14 protein-coding genes are annotated in these 16,106 nt (G+C 55.1%); 8 read left to right on the forward strand and 6 right to left on the reverse strand.

The genetic code is table 11. The annotated features are described in order from the left end of the window. The first annotated feature begins 150 nt into the window (after positions 1–150). The 5 genes from MJ923_RS18355 to MJ923_RS18375 all read left to right on the forward strand — a co-directional run bounded on the left by MJ923_RS18355 (position 151) and on the right by MJ923_RS18375 (position 5,515). On the forward strand, positions 151–417 hold the full coding sequence (locus MJ923_RS18355; RefSeq protein ID WP_126166678.1) for a DUF4212 domain-containing protein: 267 nt from the start codon (positions 151–153) through the stop codon (positions 415–417). Positions 418–428: 11 nt separating this feature from the next. Beyond that, positions 429–2,147, forward strand: a complete 1,719-nt coding sequence (locus tag MJ923_RS18360; RefSeq protein WP_240592335.1) for a sodium:solute symporter family protein — start codon at positions 429–431, stop codon at positions 2,145–2,147. A 154-nt stretch (positions 2,148–2,301) separates the two neighbouring features. Further along, on the forward strand, positions 2,302–4,149 hold the full coding sequence (locus MJ923_RS18365) for a DUF294 nucleotidyltransferase-like domain-containing protein (RefSeq protein WP_240592336.1): 1,848 nt from the start codon (positions 2,302–2,304) through the stop codon (positions 4,147–4,149). After that, positions 4,149–4,844 (forward strand): exonuclease domain-containing protein, encoded by a 696-nt coding sequence (locus MJ923_RS18370; protein WP_240592337.1) that lies wholly within the window; start codon positions 4,149–4,151, stop codon positions 4,842–4,844. Before MJ923_RS18365 ends, MJ923_RS18370 begins: the two co-directional genes overlap by 1 nt. Before the next feature lie 80 nt (positions 4,845–4,924). Beyond that, on the forward strand, positions 4,925–5,515 hold the full coding sequence (locus tag MJ923_RS18375; protein ID WP_240592338.1) for a hypothetical protein: 591 nt from the start codon (positions 4,925–4,927) through the stop codon (positions 5,513–5,515). Between the two features lie 124 nt (positions 5,516–5,639). On the opposite strand, the gene MJ923_RS18380 is transcribed toward MJ923_RS18375, so the two are convergent. The 5 genes from MJ923_RS18380 to dapA form a co-directional block, all read right to left on the reverse strand. Continuing rightward, on the reverse strand, positions 5,640–6,704 hold the full coding sequence (locus MJ923_RS18380) for a ketoacyl-ACP synthase III (protein ID WP_126166683.1): 1,065 nt from the start codon (positions 6,702–6,704) through the stop codon (positions 5,640–5,642). 88 nt (positions 6,705–6,792) lie between these two features. Continuing rightward, the gene (locus tag MJ923_RS18385) at positions 6,793–7,464 is read right to left on the reverse strand and encodes a GntR family transcriptional regulator (RefSeq protein WP_126166684.1); all 672 of its coding nucleotides are present in this window, start codon (positions 7,462–7,464) and stop codon (positions 6,793–6,795) included. Positions 7,465–7,577: 113 nt separating this feature from the next. Beyond that, positions 7,578–9,125, reverse strand: a complete 1,548-nt coding sequence (locus tag MJ923_RS18390) for an aldehyde dehydrogenase (NADP(+)) (RefSeq protein WP_240592339.1) — start codon at positions 9,123–9,125, stop codon at positions 7,578–7,580. A gap of 43 nt (positions 9,126–9,168) precedes the next feature. After that, on the reverse strand, positions 9,169–10,170 hold the full coding sequence (locus tag MJ923_RS18395; RefSeq protein ID WP_240592340.1) for a 4-hydroxyproline epimerase: 1,002 nt from the start codon (positions 10,168–10,170) through the stop codon (positions 9,169–9,171). A 105-nt stretch (positions 10,171–10,275) separates the two neighbouring features. Further along, positions 10,276–11,190, reverse strand: a complete 915-nt coding sequence (gene dapA / locus MJ923_RS18400) for a 4-hydroxy-tetrahydrodipicolinate synthase (protein ID WP_240592341.1) — start codon at positions 11,188–11,190, stop codon at positions 10,276–10,278. 202 nt (positions 11,191–11,392) lie between these two features. Here dapA and MJ923_RS18405 point away from each other — a divergent pair, with 202 nt between their 5' ends. Next, entirely contained in the window at positions 11,393–12,451 is a 1,059-nt protein-coding gene (locus MJ923_RS18405) for a proline racemase family protein (RefSeq protein ID WP_240592342.1), read from the forward strand. Between the two features lie 8 nt (positions 12,452–12,459). Continuing rightward, the gene (locus tag MJ923_RS18410) at positions 12,460–13,749 is read left to right on the forward strand and encodes an NAD(P)/FAD-dependent oxidoreductase (protein ID WP_240592343.1); all 1,290 of its coding nucleotides are present in this window, start codon (positions 12,460–12,462) and stop codon (positions 13,747–13,749) included. Between the two features lie 56 nt (positions 13,750–13,805). Here MJ923_RS18410 and MJ923_RS18415 read toward each other — a convergent pair whose 3' ends face one another. Continuing rightward, positions 13,806–15,140: an aminopeptidase P N-terminal domain-containing protein gene (locus MJ923_RS18415; RefSeq protein WP_240592344.1), complete on the reverse strand. Its 1,335-nt coding sequence runs from the start codon at positions 15,138–15,140 to the stop codon at positions 13,806–13,808. Between the two features lie 184 nt (positions 15,141–15,324). Between MJ923_RS18415 and gmhB the strand changes: the two genes are divergently transcribed. Further along, a complete protein-coding gene (gene gmhB, locus MJ923_RS18420) occupies positions 15,325–15,873 on the forward strand; it encodes a D-glycero-beta-D-manno-heptose 1,7-bisphosphate 7-phosphatase (protein ID WP_240592345.1) in 549 nt (182 codons plus the stop codon). Positions 15,874–16,106: the final 233 nt, after the last annotated feature.

A 16,106-nucleotide genomic window follows, 5' to 3' on the forward strand; every position in this document is an offset into this window, starting at 1 on the left:
AAACATTTTCTATTTATAACAGCAAGATACAGTAATATCGATGCGAATCGCAATCACCACTTAGACTAAGGTCGTGATTGAGGTCACATTCTGCCTTGCTAGATTAACCCTGACTTAACTTAATTATTAAAACACAGGGGAGTCACTACTATGGCATTCGAAAGCAACGAAAAGGCTCAAGGCTACTGGCGCGAAAATCTTCGCCTGGTGGTTAGCCTGCTGGCAGTTTGGTTTGTTGTGTCCTATGGATTCGGCATTCTGCTGGTGGATGTACTCAATCAAATCACCTTTATGGGTTTCAAACTGGGTTTCTGGTTTGCTCAGCAGGGTTCCATGTACGTGTTCGTAGCGCTGATCTTTATCTACGCTAAGAAGGCGAACGCACTCGATAAAAAATATAACGTTCACGAAGACTGAGGAGCACTGCAATGGATGTTCAAACTCTGACATACCTGATTGTGGGGCTCTCGTTCGCCCTCTACATCGGTATTGCGATCTGGTCCAGAGCCGGTTCGACCAAAGAATTCTACGTTGCCGGTGGCGGCGTTCCCCCTGTAATGAATGGTATGGCGACTGCGGCTGACTGGATGTCTGCTGCATCGTTTATTTCGCTGGCCGGTATCGTGTCCTTCGTGGGCTACGATGGCTCTGTGTATCTGATGGGCTGGACCGGTGGTTACGTTCTGCTGGCGCTGTGTATGGCTCCTTACCTGCGTAAGTTTGGTAAGTTCACCGTACCTGACTTCATCGGCGAGCGTTATTACTCCCAGGCGGCCCGTACTGTGGCTGTGGTCTGCGCTATCTTTATCTGCTTTACCTATATTGCAGGTCAGATGCGCGGTGTGGGCGTGGTGTTCTCCCGCTTCCTCGAAGTAGACGTAGACACTGGCGTATACATAGGTATGGCCGTGGTGTTCTTCTACGCTGTCCTTGGCGGCATGAAGGGCATTACCTACACCCAGGTTGCCCAGTACTGCGTGCTTATCTTCGCCTTCATGGTGCCAGCTATCTTCATCTCTGTGATGATGACCGGCCACATACTGCCGCAGATAGGCTTTGGTGCTGAGCTGATTGACGCGGCCGGTAACGGTACCGGTGTGTATCTGCTGGATAAACTTGATGGTTTGTCTGCTGAGCTTGGCTTCTCCCAGTACACCGAAGGCTCCAAGAGCATGATTGACGTGTTCGCCATTACCGCCGCGCTGATGGTGGGTACTGCCGGTCTGCCACACGTAATCGTGCGTTTCTTCACTGTTCCCAAGGTAAAAGATGCCCGTTCAAGTGCCGGTTGGGCGCTGGTGTTCATCGCTATCATGTACACCACTGTGCCTGCGCTGGCTGCCTTCTCCCGTGTAAACATGATTGAGACCATCAACGGTCCTGAATCTACCGGTGTGGCCTATGAGACTGCGCCTCAGTGGATTAAGAACTGGGAAAAGACCGGTCTTATCACCTGGGATGACAAGAACGGCGACGGCAAGATGTACTATGCCAAGGGCGATGCCAACGAGATGAAAATCGACCGTGACATCATGGTGCTGGCTACTCCTGAAATTGCCAACCTGCCAGCCTGGGTAATCGCTCTGGTGGCTGCCGGTGGCCTGGCTGCGGCGCTGTCGACTTCTGCGGGTCTGCTGCTGGTTATCTCGACCTCAGTGTCCCACGATTTGATGAAGAAAGGCTTTGCACCCAATATCTCGGATAAACAGGAACTGCTGTATGCCCGAATCGCAGCGGCCGTGGGTATCGTGATTGCCGGTTACTTCGGTATCAACCCACCCGGCTTTGTGGCAGCGGTTGTGGCGTTTGCCTTCGGTCTGGCGGCATCCTCACTGTTCCCGGCCATCGTGATGGGGATCTTCTCCAAGAAGATGAACAAAGAAGGTGCTATTGCCGGTATGGTGCTGGGTCTGGCCTTTACCGCTGGCTACATCATCTACTTCAAGTTCGTAAACCCTGCTGCCAACGTGCCTGCCAACTGGCTGTTTGGGATCTCGCCTGAAGGTATCGGCATGATTGGTATGATTGTCAACTTCGTTACTGCGGTTGTCGTGGCCAAGCTGACTGCTGCGGTGCCAACCCATGTGGAAGAAATGGTGGAAGCCATTCGTTTCCCTAAAGGCGCCGGTGGAGCATCTGATCACTGATAAACCCAGTGAGTAAAAGATAAAAGCGGCGCCTTTGGGCGCCGCTTTTTACTTAGGTCGAATAGTGACTTTTCAGGCCTCTGCCTTATAGTGGGACAAGAACCGGAAAACGGGACTCGCGCCCCACCAACAGTGCGCTAAGCGGATGATTTTTATGGATGCCAGTGAAATACAGCCCCTGATGCAGTTCCTCGAACAATTGGTGCCCTTTGACTCGCTGCCGCAGGAGTTGTTATCGGCCAGTGTCAGAGCGCTCAGTGTGGGCTACTACAGCAAAACCATGGGCCACGTGCCGCTGGATGCTGATCATCCGCAGCTTTACATCGTTCGCAGTGGCGCCTTTGAAGTACGCGACGCCGAAGGCGAATTGGTTGACCGGCTGGGGGAGGGGGACTTCTTCGGCTTTCCGTCACTGCTTTCCGGCGAAGCCGTCTCCAACAAGGTGGCCATTTTAGAAGATGGCCTGGTGTATCACCTCGATCCCGACAGCTTTAATCGCCTGCGCCGGGAAAGCCGCGAGTTCGACCGCTTCTTTAACCGCGCCTTTGCCAAACGCATGCGCCATCAGGCCCGTTTCAAGGCAAAGGAGCTGACCACCACCAGCCGCATCAGTTCGCTGATGTCAGGCTCGCCGCTCAGCATAGATTGCAACCACAGCATACGTCAGGCGGCGGTGATGATGCGTGATGCCCGGGTGTCGTCACTGTTGGTGACAGACAATCATAAGCTTTGCGGCATTCTCACCGACAGAGATCTGCGTAATAGGGTGCTTGCCGAAGGGCTTGATGCAGCGCTGCCGGTTCATCAGGCGATGACCCGCAACCCGGTGACCATCAGTGCCAGCGCGCTGGTATTTGAGGCGATGCTGGCCATGAGTGAGCGCAATATCCACCATCTGCCGGTGCTGGACGGCGATACGCCTGTGGGGGTGATTTCCAGTACCGACATTCTGCGCAGCCAGGGCTCAACGCCGCTGATGCTGATTGGAGAAATTGAGCGCCAACGGGATGTGGCCAGTCTAATCTCGGTCAGTAAAAAAATTCCCGAACTTTTACAAAGCCTTATCAGTGCCGATGCCAGAGCAGAAGAGATAGGCCGGGTGCTGACCTCGGTGACCGATGCGCTGACCCGAAGGCTGATTGTGCTCAATCAGCAAATTTTAGGCGAGGCACCAATGGCCTTCTGCTGGCTTGCTTTTGGTTCCCAGGGTAGGCAGGATCAGGCCGCCTGCTCAGATCAGGACAACGGCATGTTACTGGCCGCCGAGCCCGATGAGCAGGCGAGCGGCTACTTTGAAGCCCTGAGCAAAGCCGTGTGCGCGGGCCTCAATGAATGTGGCTATGTGTTTTGCCCGGGCGATATCATGGCTCAGAACCCCAAGTGGCGAATGTCGCTGCAGCGCTGGCAGCAGGTATTTGATAATTGGGTAAAAGCTCCCGATCCCAAGGCGTTGATGCACGCGTCTATTTTCTTTGATATGCGGCCGGTGTTTGGCCCGCAAACCCTGTTCGACGCCCTGCAGGACAAGGTGCTCGCCGGCACCAAAGACAATGATATCTTCCTTGCCGGCATGGCTGGGAACAGCCTGAAAGAATCACCGCCGCTGGGCTTTTTCCGCAAATTCGTGCTCGAGCGCGATGGCAGCGAAGTGAAAGGCATAGATTTAAAGCACAAGGGCAATGCCCTTATCAATGACATTGCCAGGGTGTATGCCCTGTCGGCCGGTATCAAAGAAGTGAATACCGCCAAGCGGATCCGCGCTCTGATGGAGCTTGGGGTGATTGGCCGTAAAGATGCGCTTAATCTTGCCGATGCCCATGAATTTATTGCTCATATGCGTCTTGCCAATCAGGGCGTACAACATCAGCAGGGGCAGGCGCTGAGTAACTTTCTCAAGCCGCAGCAACTGTCTTCACTGGTGCGCCATCAACTGCGGGACGCCTTTAAAGTGGTGCACGATGCCCAGTCCGGGCTTCGGCTTAAATTTATGCGGAGCTTTTAATGGTATCCGGCGCCCTGGTGCGGCCAAGGCTGTGGTGGAAAAGCCGCGGCTTGTCGAGCGCAGCAGCTCCGGCGCTTAAGCGGTTGCTGGACAGTCAGCGCGCGCTGCTTGCTACTCATTTGTGCGACTTGCCCATACTGGCACTGGATCTGGAGACGACCGGCCTTAATCCCTTGCAGGACCAAATTCTCTCCATAGGTGTGGTGCCCATCGACAAAGGACTGGTTAATCTGGCAGGCGCTGCCAGCATTCTGGTGGAGATTGATGGCAGTGTCGGCCAAAGCGCTGCCATTCATGGCATTACCGACCGAGAGCTTGCCGGTGCCTTACCCCTTGACAATGCCATGGCCTGGCTTTTGGAGAAACTTGAAGGTCGTATTGCGCTTGCGCATCACGCGCCGCTGGACCTGGGGTTTATCCGTGAGGGGATTAGACGCGTTTATGGCGCTGAATTGCCACTGCTTGCTATAGATACCCTGCAACTTGAGCGCAGTCGCCTGCTGCGAGGGCAGGAAGTGATAAAAGAGGGCAGTCTTCGTCTTGGCGCAAGCCGCGGCCGCTACGGTTTGCCTGTGTATCACGCCCACAATGCGCTGACCGATGCGCTTGCCTGCGCCGAGCTGTTTTTGGCCCAGCTTGCCTGTATGGGCGCGGCAACCCAGAGCGCCGATCCCTATTTATTGCTCTGTGATTAATACTCTTTTACAGATTTTCAGTCTCACTTCAGCGCAATTGATTTTAATCTCAATGTATTGAACCTGATGGGAGAGAGCCCATGCCTTTACCCCTGCTGTGGATTGGCGGCGCTGCACTTGGCGCGCTGGCGGTGGCGGATGCCAGAGAGTCGCGTAAAACGCTGCAGCGCAGGCGTGCCAGCGGTCTTACCGAGCTTATGCACACCGACAAGGCCACAGTGCTGCACCCCAGCACCTGGCAAAGTGGCGGCAGGAAAACCACACCAACGCCGGGTGCGCTGATGTGCTGCTATGTCTACGGGGTGATAGAGCACACCGGCATCTATCTCGGTGATGGCTTGATAGCTGAACTGCACGGCAGCGGTCTTATTCGTGCGGTGTCGGCGCAACGTTTTCTGCATGGCCGCACCGGTAGCCATATTTTCGTTGCGGCCGATGCCAACCATGAGTGTCTGGCCCACGAAATGGCGGCCGAGCGCGCTGCTGAGGCCTTGTATCAATATCGGGAATACGACCTGCTCGAGAACAACTGTCATAGGTTTGTGTGGGGCTGCATCGGTGCTGAGGACAGAGAAATCCATGGTTTCAGCGATCTGAACGCATTGGTGGCGAAGTTTTACGGCAAGGCGATTTACTGGGACGAGGCGAGACTCGATTACCAGAGCGAATAAGTACTGTATTTGAGCGGGCCTGGGTCGCATTAGTTGGCTGCATGAGTGGGCGGTAGCGGGCAAGCGATACAAAAAAGCCACCCGTTCGGGTGGCTTTAAATTAGCGTCTACGCCAGCGCCTAGCTTACTTGCAGAAGTAGTTTACCGCGCGGCGAACCAGTTCAACGCCGGTCTCTTCGCAGGGGGGCAGCTCGGCATCGGACACAGCTATCGGAGTCACGCGCTCGCCCCACTTGAGTGCCAGAGCGGCTGAAGTCAAACCGGCACCAAAGGCGCACGACAAAATGGTATCGTTCGGTTTAATCAGGCCTTTTTCCAGAGCGTCACAAATGGCGATAGGGATAGTAGCCGCAGAGGTGTTGCCGTAGTTGGCGATATTCACAAAGGCTTTTTCCTTTGGAATACGCATCTTGCTCACCAGGGTGTCGATAATGCGCTCGTTGGCCTGATGGGGGATAACCAAATCCACATCGTCTTTCGACAGACCGCATTTCTCCAGCACCTGAGCACTGAGTTTGCCCATGCCGTTAATGGCACGCTTAAAGATTTCCTGGCCATCGAACTGGATGTAAAAATCCAGTGATTCGGGGCTGAATCTGTCCATGGCGGTACCGAAACCGGCTTTGAGGATATCGCGGCCATCGGGGTCGTTGTTCAGCTCATAGCCGAGCACGCCGCCGGGTACATCGCTGGCTTCAACCACCACGGCACCGGCGCCATCACCGAAGAGTACGGCGGTTTCGCGGCGAGACCAGTCCAAATAGAAGGTCAGGCGCTCAGCGCCAACAACCAGCACCTTCTTGCACTGACCGCTTTTGATTTGCGAGCTGGCAAGACCAAGGCCATACAGGAAGCCTGAGCAGGCGGCATTGATATCAAAGGCGGCGCAGCGGGCGCCCACATTGGCCTGCACCGTGGAGGCAATGTTGGGGATCAGAGTATCCGGGCTCGCGGTGGCCAGAATAATCATGTCCAACTCGCTGCCGTCGATACCGGCTGCGGCGAGGGCGCGCTTGGCGGCCAAACTGGCAAGCTCGGAAGTGTTTACATGGCTGACATGGCGCTGACTGATCCCGGTTCTGGGCTTAATCCATTCATCGGAAGTATCGATAAAGGTGGCCAGATCGTGGTTGGTCAGTACGGCAGGGGGTACACATTTGCCCCAGCCGGTAATGGTGGCGTACTGCATAAAAATCTCTCAAACAAAAAAGGCAGAGCCAGTGGCCTGCCTTGTATATCCGACAACAAAGCTTGTGGCGTAAGCGTGTCGTCCCTGATTATTTCACCTGTTCCGCGACGAGATCGCGAATAGAGCCAGCGGCGTGCAGAATGTGCTCGCGCAGCAGGGCAACAGCCTTGTCGGTTTCTTTCTGCTTGCAATAGCTCAGCAGATCTCTGTGGTCTTGCTCGGCCCGCGGGATCCCGCCGGTTAGCAGCAACTGAAGACGAATGTAACGGTCACAGTTGGTGTTCAGGCCGTGCACCACTTCCAGCGTGTGGGGACGGTCGGCAGCCTGATACAAGGTGGTGTGGAACTTGGTGTTAAGCTCAGCCCAACTGCCAATGGCATCTTCCTGCTTAAACGCAGACTCAAGCTGTTCCAGCACTTTTTCCGCTTGGATCAGGTCTTCATCTTGCAGATTCGGGATGGCTTTTGCAAGCAGATCTGTCTCGATAAGCGCCCTGAGTTCAAACAATTCGGTCACCTGAGCGGCAGACAGCTCTGTGGCGGTAGCACCCTTGTGGGCCTCGAATTTCACCAGCCCTTCGGCTTCGAGTTGCAGCAAGGCTTCCCGAACCGGAATACGGCTGACGTTCAGCTCCTCGGCCAATGCGCTTTGACGCAGCGGCTCCCCGGCGGCGATCTCCCCCGAGAGGATCTTTTCCCTAAGCACCTCTACCACGACCTGAGTGCGAGTTTTATGAACGATAGGCGTGTTTCGACTCATTTCTTATTCTTTATACCGAGATATTTTGATCGCCTAAGATTACCGCCAAAGAATGCATAAATAAAGGGAAACCATGGGTTTCCCTTTATCATTTTGCTCAACTGTTACTCGCGTCAGAATCGCTTCAGGCGCGTTGAGGTGGATTTCAGCGCCTCGGGTAACAGGCTATCGGGCATGTTCTGATAGCAGATAGGGCGCACAAAGCGCTTCATCGCCTCGGTGCCAACTGAGGTGCTGCGACTGTCGGTACTGGCCGGGTAGGGGCCGCCGTGGTTCATTGCCCGAGCGACTTCCACACCGGTCGGCATCTGATTAAAGATGATCCGGCCGACTTTAAAACTAAGCCGCTGAATGATATCGGCAAAGGCTGCCACCTCGTCCTCCAGACCGTGAACACTGGCGGTAAGCTGCCCCGGCAGGGCGGCAATCAGGGCCTGCAACTCGGCGTGGGATTCACATATCGCCACCAGAGCAAAGGGGCCAAAGATTTCATCGAGCAGCGCGGGTTTTGCCATCAGCTTGGCAGCGCTGATTTTTGCCAGCAGCGGCCGACTTTGGTGCGCCGCCTGCGCCGCCTGACCCTGGGCAAGGATATCCACCTCGCTGAGCACGGTCTCCACCGCGCTGTTGTAAGCGTGGCAAATTCCCTGGCTTAACATGGCGTTAGCGCTCTGGGCTGTCAGCTTGTCCACCAAAGCAGCAAGGTAAGTATCAAGCCCGGCACCTTTAACTGTGATGATAAGCCCCGGGCTTGTACAAAACTGGCCATGGCCCATCATCATCGAGTTAACCTGGGCCTCAGCCAGTGAGGTTGCATCCGCTGCCAGTTTTCCAGGCAACAGCAGCTGCGGATTCACCGAACCAAGTTCGCCATAAAATGGAATGGGCTCAGGGCGAAGGGCACAGTGGTCCGCCAGAATACGGCCAACCTTGAGCGAGCCGGTAAAGCCGACGGCCTTAACCAAAGGGTGCTCTACCAGCGCGGTGGAAAGCGCAGGGCTTGCACCCTGCAGCAGCGAAAACAGCCCCTTTGGCATGCCGGTGGCGTCGATGGCTCGCGCGATGGCGCGGGTTACCCGCTCGCTGGTGCCTGGATGAGCCGGATGGCCTTTGACGATAACGGCGCAACCTGCGGCGAGGGCCGAGGCGGTATCACCGCCGGCGGTGGAAAACGCCAGTGGGAAGTTGGACGCACCAAACACCGCGACTACCCCGAGCGGCAAGTGTCCAAGCTTGAGTTCCGGCTTGGGCAGCGGCGCGCGGGTTGGGTTGGCTTCATCCATCAAAAGCGCATCATAGGGCTCAGTAAGCACGGCGGCGAACAGCCTGAGCTGACCTGTGGTGCGGCCAAGCTCGCCGCGAATGCGTGCTTCCGGCAAGCCGGATTCGAGCATGGCCATGGGTACTATAAGCTCAGCATCTTGCTCAAGTTCGTTGGCAATAGCATTAAGCAGTGCTGCACGTTCGGCATCAGATGTTTGCTGATAGGCCCAAAAAGCCTGCTGGGCTACGAGCGCTGCAGCATTTACGTCACTGGCATCTGCCTCAGCAAAACGCTCGGGCAGCTGTTCATTGGTTTGCGGGTTGAAGCGGGCAAAGCCCGCTTCCTTTCCCTGCCATTGATGGCCAAAAAAGTTAAGGCCACAAAGGTCAGTCGTCATAAGAGGTCCTTTTTAAATAAGCCCGGGAGATGCGCGCCGAGGGTTACACCACCTGGAAGCCAAAGGCGTAGGGGTCTGCGTCATCCACTGTGATGGCATTCTGGCCGAACACCCGGGCCCAGCCCTGAATACTGGGACGAATCGCATCATAGTCGCCCACCTTGGTGGCGGACTCGATACGGCCGATAAACTGGCTGCCGATAATGCTCTCGTGGGTGTAGCTGTCGCCCACCTTGAGTTTGCCGCGGGCGTACAGCTGCGCCAATCGGGCGCTGGTACCTGTGCCGCAGGGCGAGCGGTCGATGGCTTTATCGCCATAAAACACGGCATTGGCGCCGTCTGAGCCTTCACTGATGGTGTCGCCGGTCCACAGCACGTGGCTAACGCCCTGCACCGTAGGGTCGTTGGGGTGAATACAGGTCAGGGTTTCGTGGGCCACCTGACGCACAATCGGACTCCAACGCAGAATATCCGCCGCACTCCAGTGACGCAGCCCGGGGAAGTTCGCCTGTGGGTCGACAATCACGTAGTAGTTGCCGCCGTAGGACACATCCACCTTGAGGGTGCCCAGGCCCGGAATATCGAGAATCGCGTCTTTGTGGGCCAGATAAGCCGGCACATTGTAAATACGAACCCAGTCGACTTTGGCGCCGGTTTGCTGATAGTCAATTTCGATTTGGCCAGCCGGTACGTCAAGCACCAGTTTGCCGGGTGTTTTGGGTTTCAGCAGCCCGGTTTCGATGGCGGCGGTGATGGTGCCTATGGTGCCGTGTCCGCACATCGGCAAACAGCCGCTGGTCTCGATAAACAGAATCGAGGCGTCGGCATTATCAGAGCAGGGGGGGTACAGAAATGAGCCTGACATCATGTCATGGCCGCGTGGCTCGAACATCAATGCTTTGCGGATCCAGTCGTGATTGGCGAGGAAATCCTGACGCTTTTCACTCATGGTGCGGCCCGCAAGGTTAGGGTGGCCACTGGTGACCAGCCGCACTGGGTTACCGCAGGTGTGTGCATCGACGCAGAAAAATGTTCCTTTCATCATGGCCGTTGAGCTCCGGTTATCTAGTTATTATGGCTCGTTGTACCAATCCACATGGCGAAGGGCTGCTTGAGTTTGCCATCAACCATGTGGACAGGCATCTTGGGATCAATCCAGATTGTACTTGGTCAGATCCAGGCGCTTGGCCATAGCTTCACCTACCACCTTCTCGACGTAGGCGCGCTCATCACCAATCAGCGTCATACGTGGCATGCGTACATTTTCACTGCCACGGCCGGCAATTTGCTCGGCAAACTTAATGCACTGAACCAGAGTAGGGATGGTATCGAGGCGCAGCAGCGGCATAAACCAGCGATAGATCTCACGGGCTTCCTCGATGCGACCGGCGCGGGCGAGCTTATAGAGGGTGACTGACTCGCGGGGGAACACGTTGGTGAGGCCGGAAATCCAACCTGTGGCGCCGAGCAGCAGAGATTCCAGTGCGATATCGTCTACACCACAAAACAGGGTAAAGCGGTCACCAAAACGGGTTTGCAATTCGGTCAGGCGGCGGGTATCTGTGGTGGACTCTTTGATGGCCACGATATTGGGCTCATCGGCCAGAATGGCAGTCATTTCAAGGTCGATATCTACGCCGTAGCTTACCGGGTTGTTGTAAATCATGATTGGCAGCCTGGTTGCGCGGGCCACCATCTGATAATGGGTAATGACTTCACGCTTGGTGCCACGATACACCACGGCTGGCAGCAGCATTACACCGTCTACGCCAATGGCTTCCACGTCCTGAACGTATTGCATGGCAAGCTGGGCTGTGTTTTCGGTACAACCGGCAATCACAGGGATACGACCTTTCACCACACCCACGGTGTGCTTGAGGAATGCGCGCTTTTCATCGGCACTCAAAGAGGCGTTTTCACCAATGGTACCCAGAGCGATGATACCGTCGATGCCATCCTCAATCAGCTGCTCCAGCATACGGGTATTGGATTCAAAGTTGATGCTGCCATCTTCATTGAATTGGGTGGAAATTGCTGGATATACACCTTGCCAGTTAACTTTCATGTTCAAACCTCAAATTAGTCTTGTCTTCTTAATTTTTCCCCTTGCCCGGTGGCGAAAGGAGAGGATGCGCTCGGCATTGCGATAAGTTATAGTATATTGTATACAATAAATCAATCCAGAAAAATGCTGATCACAGATTATTTGAATCCTGGCCATGCGTCACTATATATTGCATACATTATTACAAGAGGATGTGGATACGATGGAACCCCGGCAAGCCCCAGCACCCTTAACACTGAGCGCCGAGCAGCGCTCGGGCTATCGACAAATCACCACCCTGGATGCGCACACAGAAGGGGAGCCTCTGAGGATCATTACCTCAGGTTACCCGCCGTTGCCGGGCAACAGCATTCTTGAGAAACGTCAGCATTTGATGGCGCAACTCGATGATTATCGCAAGCTGTTGATGTTCGAACCCCGCGGTCATGCGGATATGTATGGTGCGCTTATCACCGAGCCTGTGACTCCCGGCGCTGACTTTGGCGTGCTGTTTCTGCACAACGAGGGCTATTCCAGCATGTGTGGCCATGCGGTGCTTGCCCTTGCCACCGTGTACTGCGAAACCGGCGCCATTCCCATGCCGGGAGGTGTGGCAGAAATTGGTATAGACGCACCGGCGGGCTTTATCCGCGCCCGGGCTGAACGTGATGCAGAGGGTAAAATCCGCGCCAGCTTTATCAATGTGCCTTCCTTCGCTGAGGCGCTGGATTTAACCGTGGAGGTACCTGGCATAGGTGCCGTCAGCTTTGATATCGGCTTTGGCGGCGCTTACTACGCCTATGTGGATGCCGATATTTTGGGGCTGGACTGCTCGCCGGAAAATGTCAGCCAGCTGATAGATTGGGGCAGGCGAATAAAACAGGCAGTGATGACCAAGTTCGTTATCCAGCATCCGCTCGAAGCCGATTTGAGCTTTCTTTACGGCACTATTTTTACGTCCACCAAGGTTTCTGTGCCGGGGGCTCATTCACGCCACGTGTGCATCTTTGCTGATGGCGAGGTCGACCGCTCTCCCACAGGTACCGGTGTCGCGGGCCGGGTAGCGCTGCTGCATGCCAAGGGCGATGTATTGCTAAATCAGCCGCTGGTGATTGAAAGCATTGTGGGCGGACAAATGACGGTTGAAGCCATCGACAGCTGCGATTTTTATGGCAAAAGCGCCGTCATCCCGCGGGTGTCGGGTCGTGCGTTTATTACCGGTGAACATAGATTCCTGCTCCATCCGGACGATATTTTTCAAACCGGCTTCTTGCTGCGCTGAGGTGTGGGATGAGTACAGATAACCTTTTGCAAATCCAGCCGGGCACAGAGGTTGGCGCGGCGCAGCACGTTGTTGTGGTCGGCGCCGGAGTTGTCGGGCTTGCCAGTGCGGTAGCGCTCGCCCGCCGTGCTTTTAAGGTCACGGTTATTGATAAGGAAGGCGTGGCCGCCGGAGCCTCATTTGGCAATGCGGGCCATTTTGCCACCGAGCAGGTTTTTCCTCTGGCCGATCCTGCCTTGCTGCCCAAGCTACCCGGCATGCTGCTGGACCCTTTGGGGCCGTTTCGTATTCGCCCGGCGTATTTCCATAAGGCACTGCCCTGGTTTATGCGTTTTGTGGTCAATATGAGTCGCAAAAACCGTGAGCGTAACGGCGTTGCCATCAAGGCGCTGAATCTTGGGTCGATGGCGGCCACCCGTGAACTGCTGGCGTTTTGTGGCAGACCGGAGCTGTTGGTTGAAAATGGCTCGCTGCTGGTATTTGAAACCCAGGATAAACAGGTAATTGACGCTGAGTTTCGCCATTACCGCGATGCAGGTGTGGCGGTAAAGCTACTGACTGGCGATGAGGCCCGTGCACTGGAGCCAAGCTTAACCGAAGCCGTTACCGCGGCGCTCTGGTTTACCGAGGTGGGCCACACCCCAAGCCCCAAGGCCATTTGTGATGCGCTGGCAGACACACTCCTTGGGCTGGGTGGCAGTATTGAGCTTGGCTGTGTTAAGCAGTTGCAGGGCGGCGAAGCTCCGTCTGCTGTGCTGGATGACGGCAGAAAGCTTACGGCAGATAAGCTGCTTGTTTGTGCCGGTGCCTGGTCACGGCCTTTGGCACTGAGTGCGGGTCATAAGGTGCCGCTCGATACCGAGCGTGGTTATCACTTGATGATGCCACAGCAAAGTGGCCTCAAGCGGCCAGTGGCATCGTTCGACAGGAAGTTCATCATTACCCCCATGGATGGTGGCACACGTTTGGCCGGCACAGTGGAGTTCGGTGGCCTTGAAGCGCCCATGTCACCGGCGCGCGCCGATTGTCTGCTGCCCCATGCCAAGGCGCTGCTGCCAGCGGTGTTCGCCGCTGCAACCGTAGAGGATGGTGAGCGCTGGATGGGATTCAGGCCGTCCATGCCAGACAGCTTGCCTGTTCTGGGTGAAAGCCAAAGCCCGGGGGTTTTCCTTGCGTTTGGTCATCAACATTTGGGATTGACCTGGGCGGCCACCACCGCCGAGCTGATGGGGCAATTAATGGCAGGGGAACCCCCTGCCATTGAGATGAGCCCATACAGTGTGAAGCGCTTTGATTGAATCTGCAAAAAACAAAAGGCGACCAACTGGTCGCCTTTTTAATGCCTGGCTGAAATTCATCCAGCCTTAATGCGACCAGCCATAAAGGCTTCAATCTCGTCGGTGCTGCGCGGGCAGGCCACCGAGAGGTTCTCACAGCCGTCTTCAGTGACCAGCAGATCGTCCTCAATGCGCACGCCCATGCCGCGATACTCGCTCGGCACATCCACCGCGTCAGCCGGAATATAGATGCCGGGCTCTATGGTAAACACCATGCCGGGCTCAAGCGCGCGCCAATTACCGCTTTCATCCTGATAAGGCCCCACATCATGCACATCCATCCCAAGCCAGTGGCCGGTTTTGTGCACCGTAAAGCGCTTGTAGCTTTCGCTTGTCATTACCTCATCCAGTGAGCCTTGAAGCAGGCCTAGTTCAATCAGGCCCTTGGCCATCATTTCCATGCAGGTTTCATAAAGAACGTTCCAGCGGGTGCCCGGGCGTACCCTGGCGATAGCAGCATCGAGTGCGGCCAATACCAGATTGTGAATGCGCCGCTGCGCTGGGGTGAAGTGGCCTGTTGCAGGAAAGGTGCGGGTGATATCGGCACTGTAATGGCCGAACTCGGCACCGGCATCAACCAGTACCAGCTCGCCATCATTTACCGTGCAGCAGTTTTCCTCATAATGCAGACAGCATGCGTTGTTTCCCGCTGCGACAATATTCGGGTAGCCCACATCCACGCAGCCGTGCTTGGCAATCTCAAGCATAAAGGTGGCAGCCAGCATGCCTTCGTTGACTCCTGGGGCTGCGGCCAGCATCAGTGCCTTATGGCCAGCAATGGAGGCATTGACCGCGTGGCGAATAAGGCCAATTTCGGCTTGAGATTTAACCACCCGCATCGGGTGCAGCACTGCGGCCAGCGCCGAGAGCTGCCGATAAGCCTTGGGGGCATCAAAGGGTGTTTGAAAACGTTCGCGATTAATAAGCTGCCAGAGGTTGGGCAAGTGATTTAACTCATCACTGACATAAATCCGGTTTTTGCCTTTGAGCAGTTCAAGTAGTTTGGGCTCGAATTCATCGATAACAAATGCATCGTCTGCGCCATAGTCACTGATAGCGCCTTCGGGCCCTGAGCGCCTGCCAAAGCTTACTTCGGCGTCTTTATCCCTTGGTCTGCAAAACAGAACGAGGGTGTCTTCATCGCCTTCACGGTACAGCACTGCAAAGGCGTCCGGCTCAGCAAAGCCGGTAAGGTACAAAAAGTCATTGTCCTGGCGAAAGTGGTATTTAATGTTTTTGCTGCGCACTTTTTGGCTATAGGCTGCCATCACCACCAAACTGCCAGTTGGCAGGGCATTAAGCAGCGCTCGGCGACGATCGCGGTGCAGGTCGGTATCAACGGCAGAACTCATTTGGCTTGCCATAACATCCTCATTGAGAGTGGGCGGATAAACCGGGACTGTTTTATTGATTGCATGTTAGTTGTATGCAATATGCAAAACAAGTGAAAAACTTGTTCCGGCTGCCCATCTTGGCGGTGCATTTCCGATAAAGGAGTGAAATAATAGCGCCACTTGCAAATCCGGAGTGACTTAAGTGAACCGAGCGGTATTTCTCGACAGAGACGGCGTCATCAACAAAGACCATGGCTATGTACACAAGGTGGACGACTTTGAATACATTGAAGGTGTATTCGAGGCCTGTCTTGCTTTGAAAAACATGGGATATAAGTTGGTTGTGGTAACCAATCAGTCTGGTATCGCCCGCGGCATGTATTCCGAAGATGAGTTCCACACGCTTACTGAGTGGATGGACTGGAACTTCGCCGATAAGGGTGTGGATTTCGATGGTATCTATTACTGCCCGCACCATCCTGAGAAAGGCGTTGGCGAGTATAAGCAGGATTGCGAATGCCGAAAGCCAAAGCCCGGCATGTTGGTCTCTGCTGCTAGGTTCCTCAAAATCGACCTGTCCAAATCCGTGATGGTGGGTGATAAAGCTGATGATATGCGCGCCGCCGAGGCCGCAGGTATCCCAACCAAAATTTTGGTGAGAACCGGCAAGCGCGTCGACACAGAAGGTGAAGCTCTTGCCAGCAAAGTGCTGGACAGCATCGCCGATGTACCCGGGTTTCTTAAGTCTTAACCCACTTCCATTGATAAGCCGCCTTACTGGCAAAAAATACGTTGGCGGCTAAAATCTATCCACTTGGCACATTAATCCAATAAAAGGGCTTGCGCTATCGAACCAAGCCCCTATAATGCGCCTCCGTTGACTGACAGCAATGCTGCGAAACAGTCGGTTCTTTAAAAATTTATCAAGCAATCTGTGTGGATACTCGCAGGTTGATGAAGTCGACAAAACGATTTTATCAATGA

Source organism: Shewanella zhuhaiensis, from assembly GCF_022484835.1.
Taxonomy (GTDB): Bacteria; Pseudomonadota; Gammaproteobacteria; order Enterobacterales; family Shewanellaceae; genus Shewanella; species Shewanella khirikhana.

Coding starts and splice junctions, on each gene's coding strand:
- MJ923_RS18355 (WP_126166678.1), top strand. CDS start 151: ATGGCATTCGAAAGCAACGAAAAGGCTCAAGGCTACTGGCGCGAAAAT.
- MJ923_RS18410 (WP_240592343.1), top strand. CDS start 12,460: ATGAGTACAGATAACCTTTTGCAAATCCAGCCGGGCACAGAGGTTGGC.
- MJ923_RS18390 (WP_240592339.1), bottom strand. CDS start 9,125: ATGACGACTGACCTTTGTGGCCTTAACTTTTTTGGCCATCAATGGCAG.
- MJ923_RS18375 (WP_240592338.1), top strand. CDS start 4,925: ATGCCTTTACCCCTGCTGTGGATTGGCGGCGCTGCACTTGGCGCGCTG.
- dapA (WP_240592341.1), bottom strand. CDS start 11,190: ATGAAAGTTAACTGGCAAGGTGTATATCCAGCAATTTCCACCCAATTC.
- MJ923_RS18380 (WP_126166683.1), bottom strand. CDS start 6,704: ATGCAGTACGCCACCATTACCGGCTGGGGCAAATGTGTACCCCCTGCC.
- MJ923_RS18415 (WP_240592344.1), bottom strand. CDS start 15,140: ATGAGTTCTGCCGTTGATACCGACCTGCACCGCGATCGTCGCCGAGCG.
- MJ923_RS18365 (WP_240592336.1), top strand. CDS start 2,302: ATGGATGCCAGTGAAATACAGCCCCTGATGCAGTTCCTCGAACAATTG.
- MJ923_RS18395 (WP_240592340.1), bottom strand. CDS start 10,170: ATGATGAAAGGAACATTTTTCTGCGTCGATGCACACACCTGCGGTAAC.
- MJ923_RS18370 (WP_240592337.1), top strand. CDS start 4,149: ATGGTATCCGGCGCCCTGGTGCGGCCAAGGCTGTGGTGGAAAAGCCGC.
- MJ923_RS18360 (WP_240592335.1), top strand. CDS start 429: ATGGATGTTCAAACTCTGACATACCTGATTGTGGGGCTCTCGTTCGCC.
- MJ923_RS18405 (WP_240592342.1), top strand. CDS start 11,393: ATGGAACCCCGGCAAGCCCCAGCACCCTTAACACTGAGCGCCGAGCAG.
- MJ923_RS18385 (WP_126166684.1), bottom strand. CDS start 7,464: ATGAGTCGAAACACGCCTATCGTTCATAAAACTCGCACTCAGGTCGTG.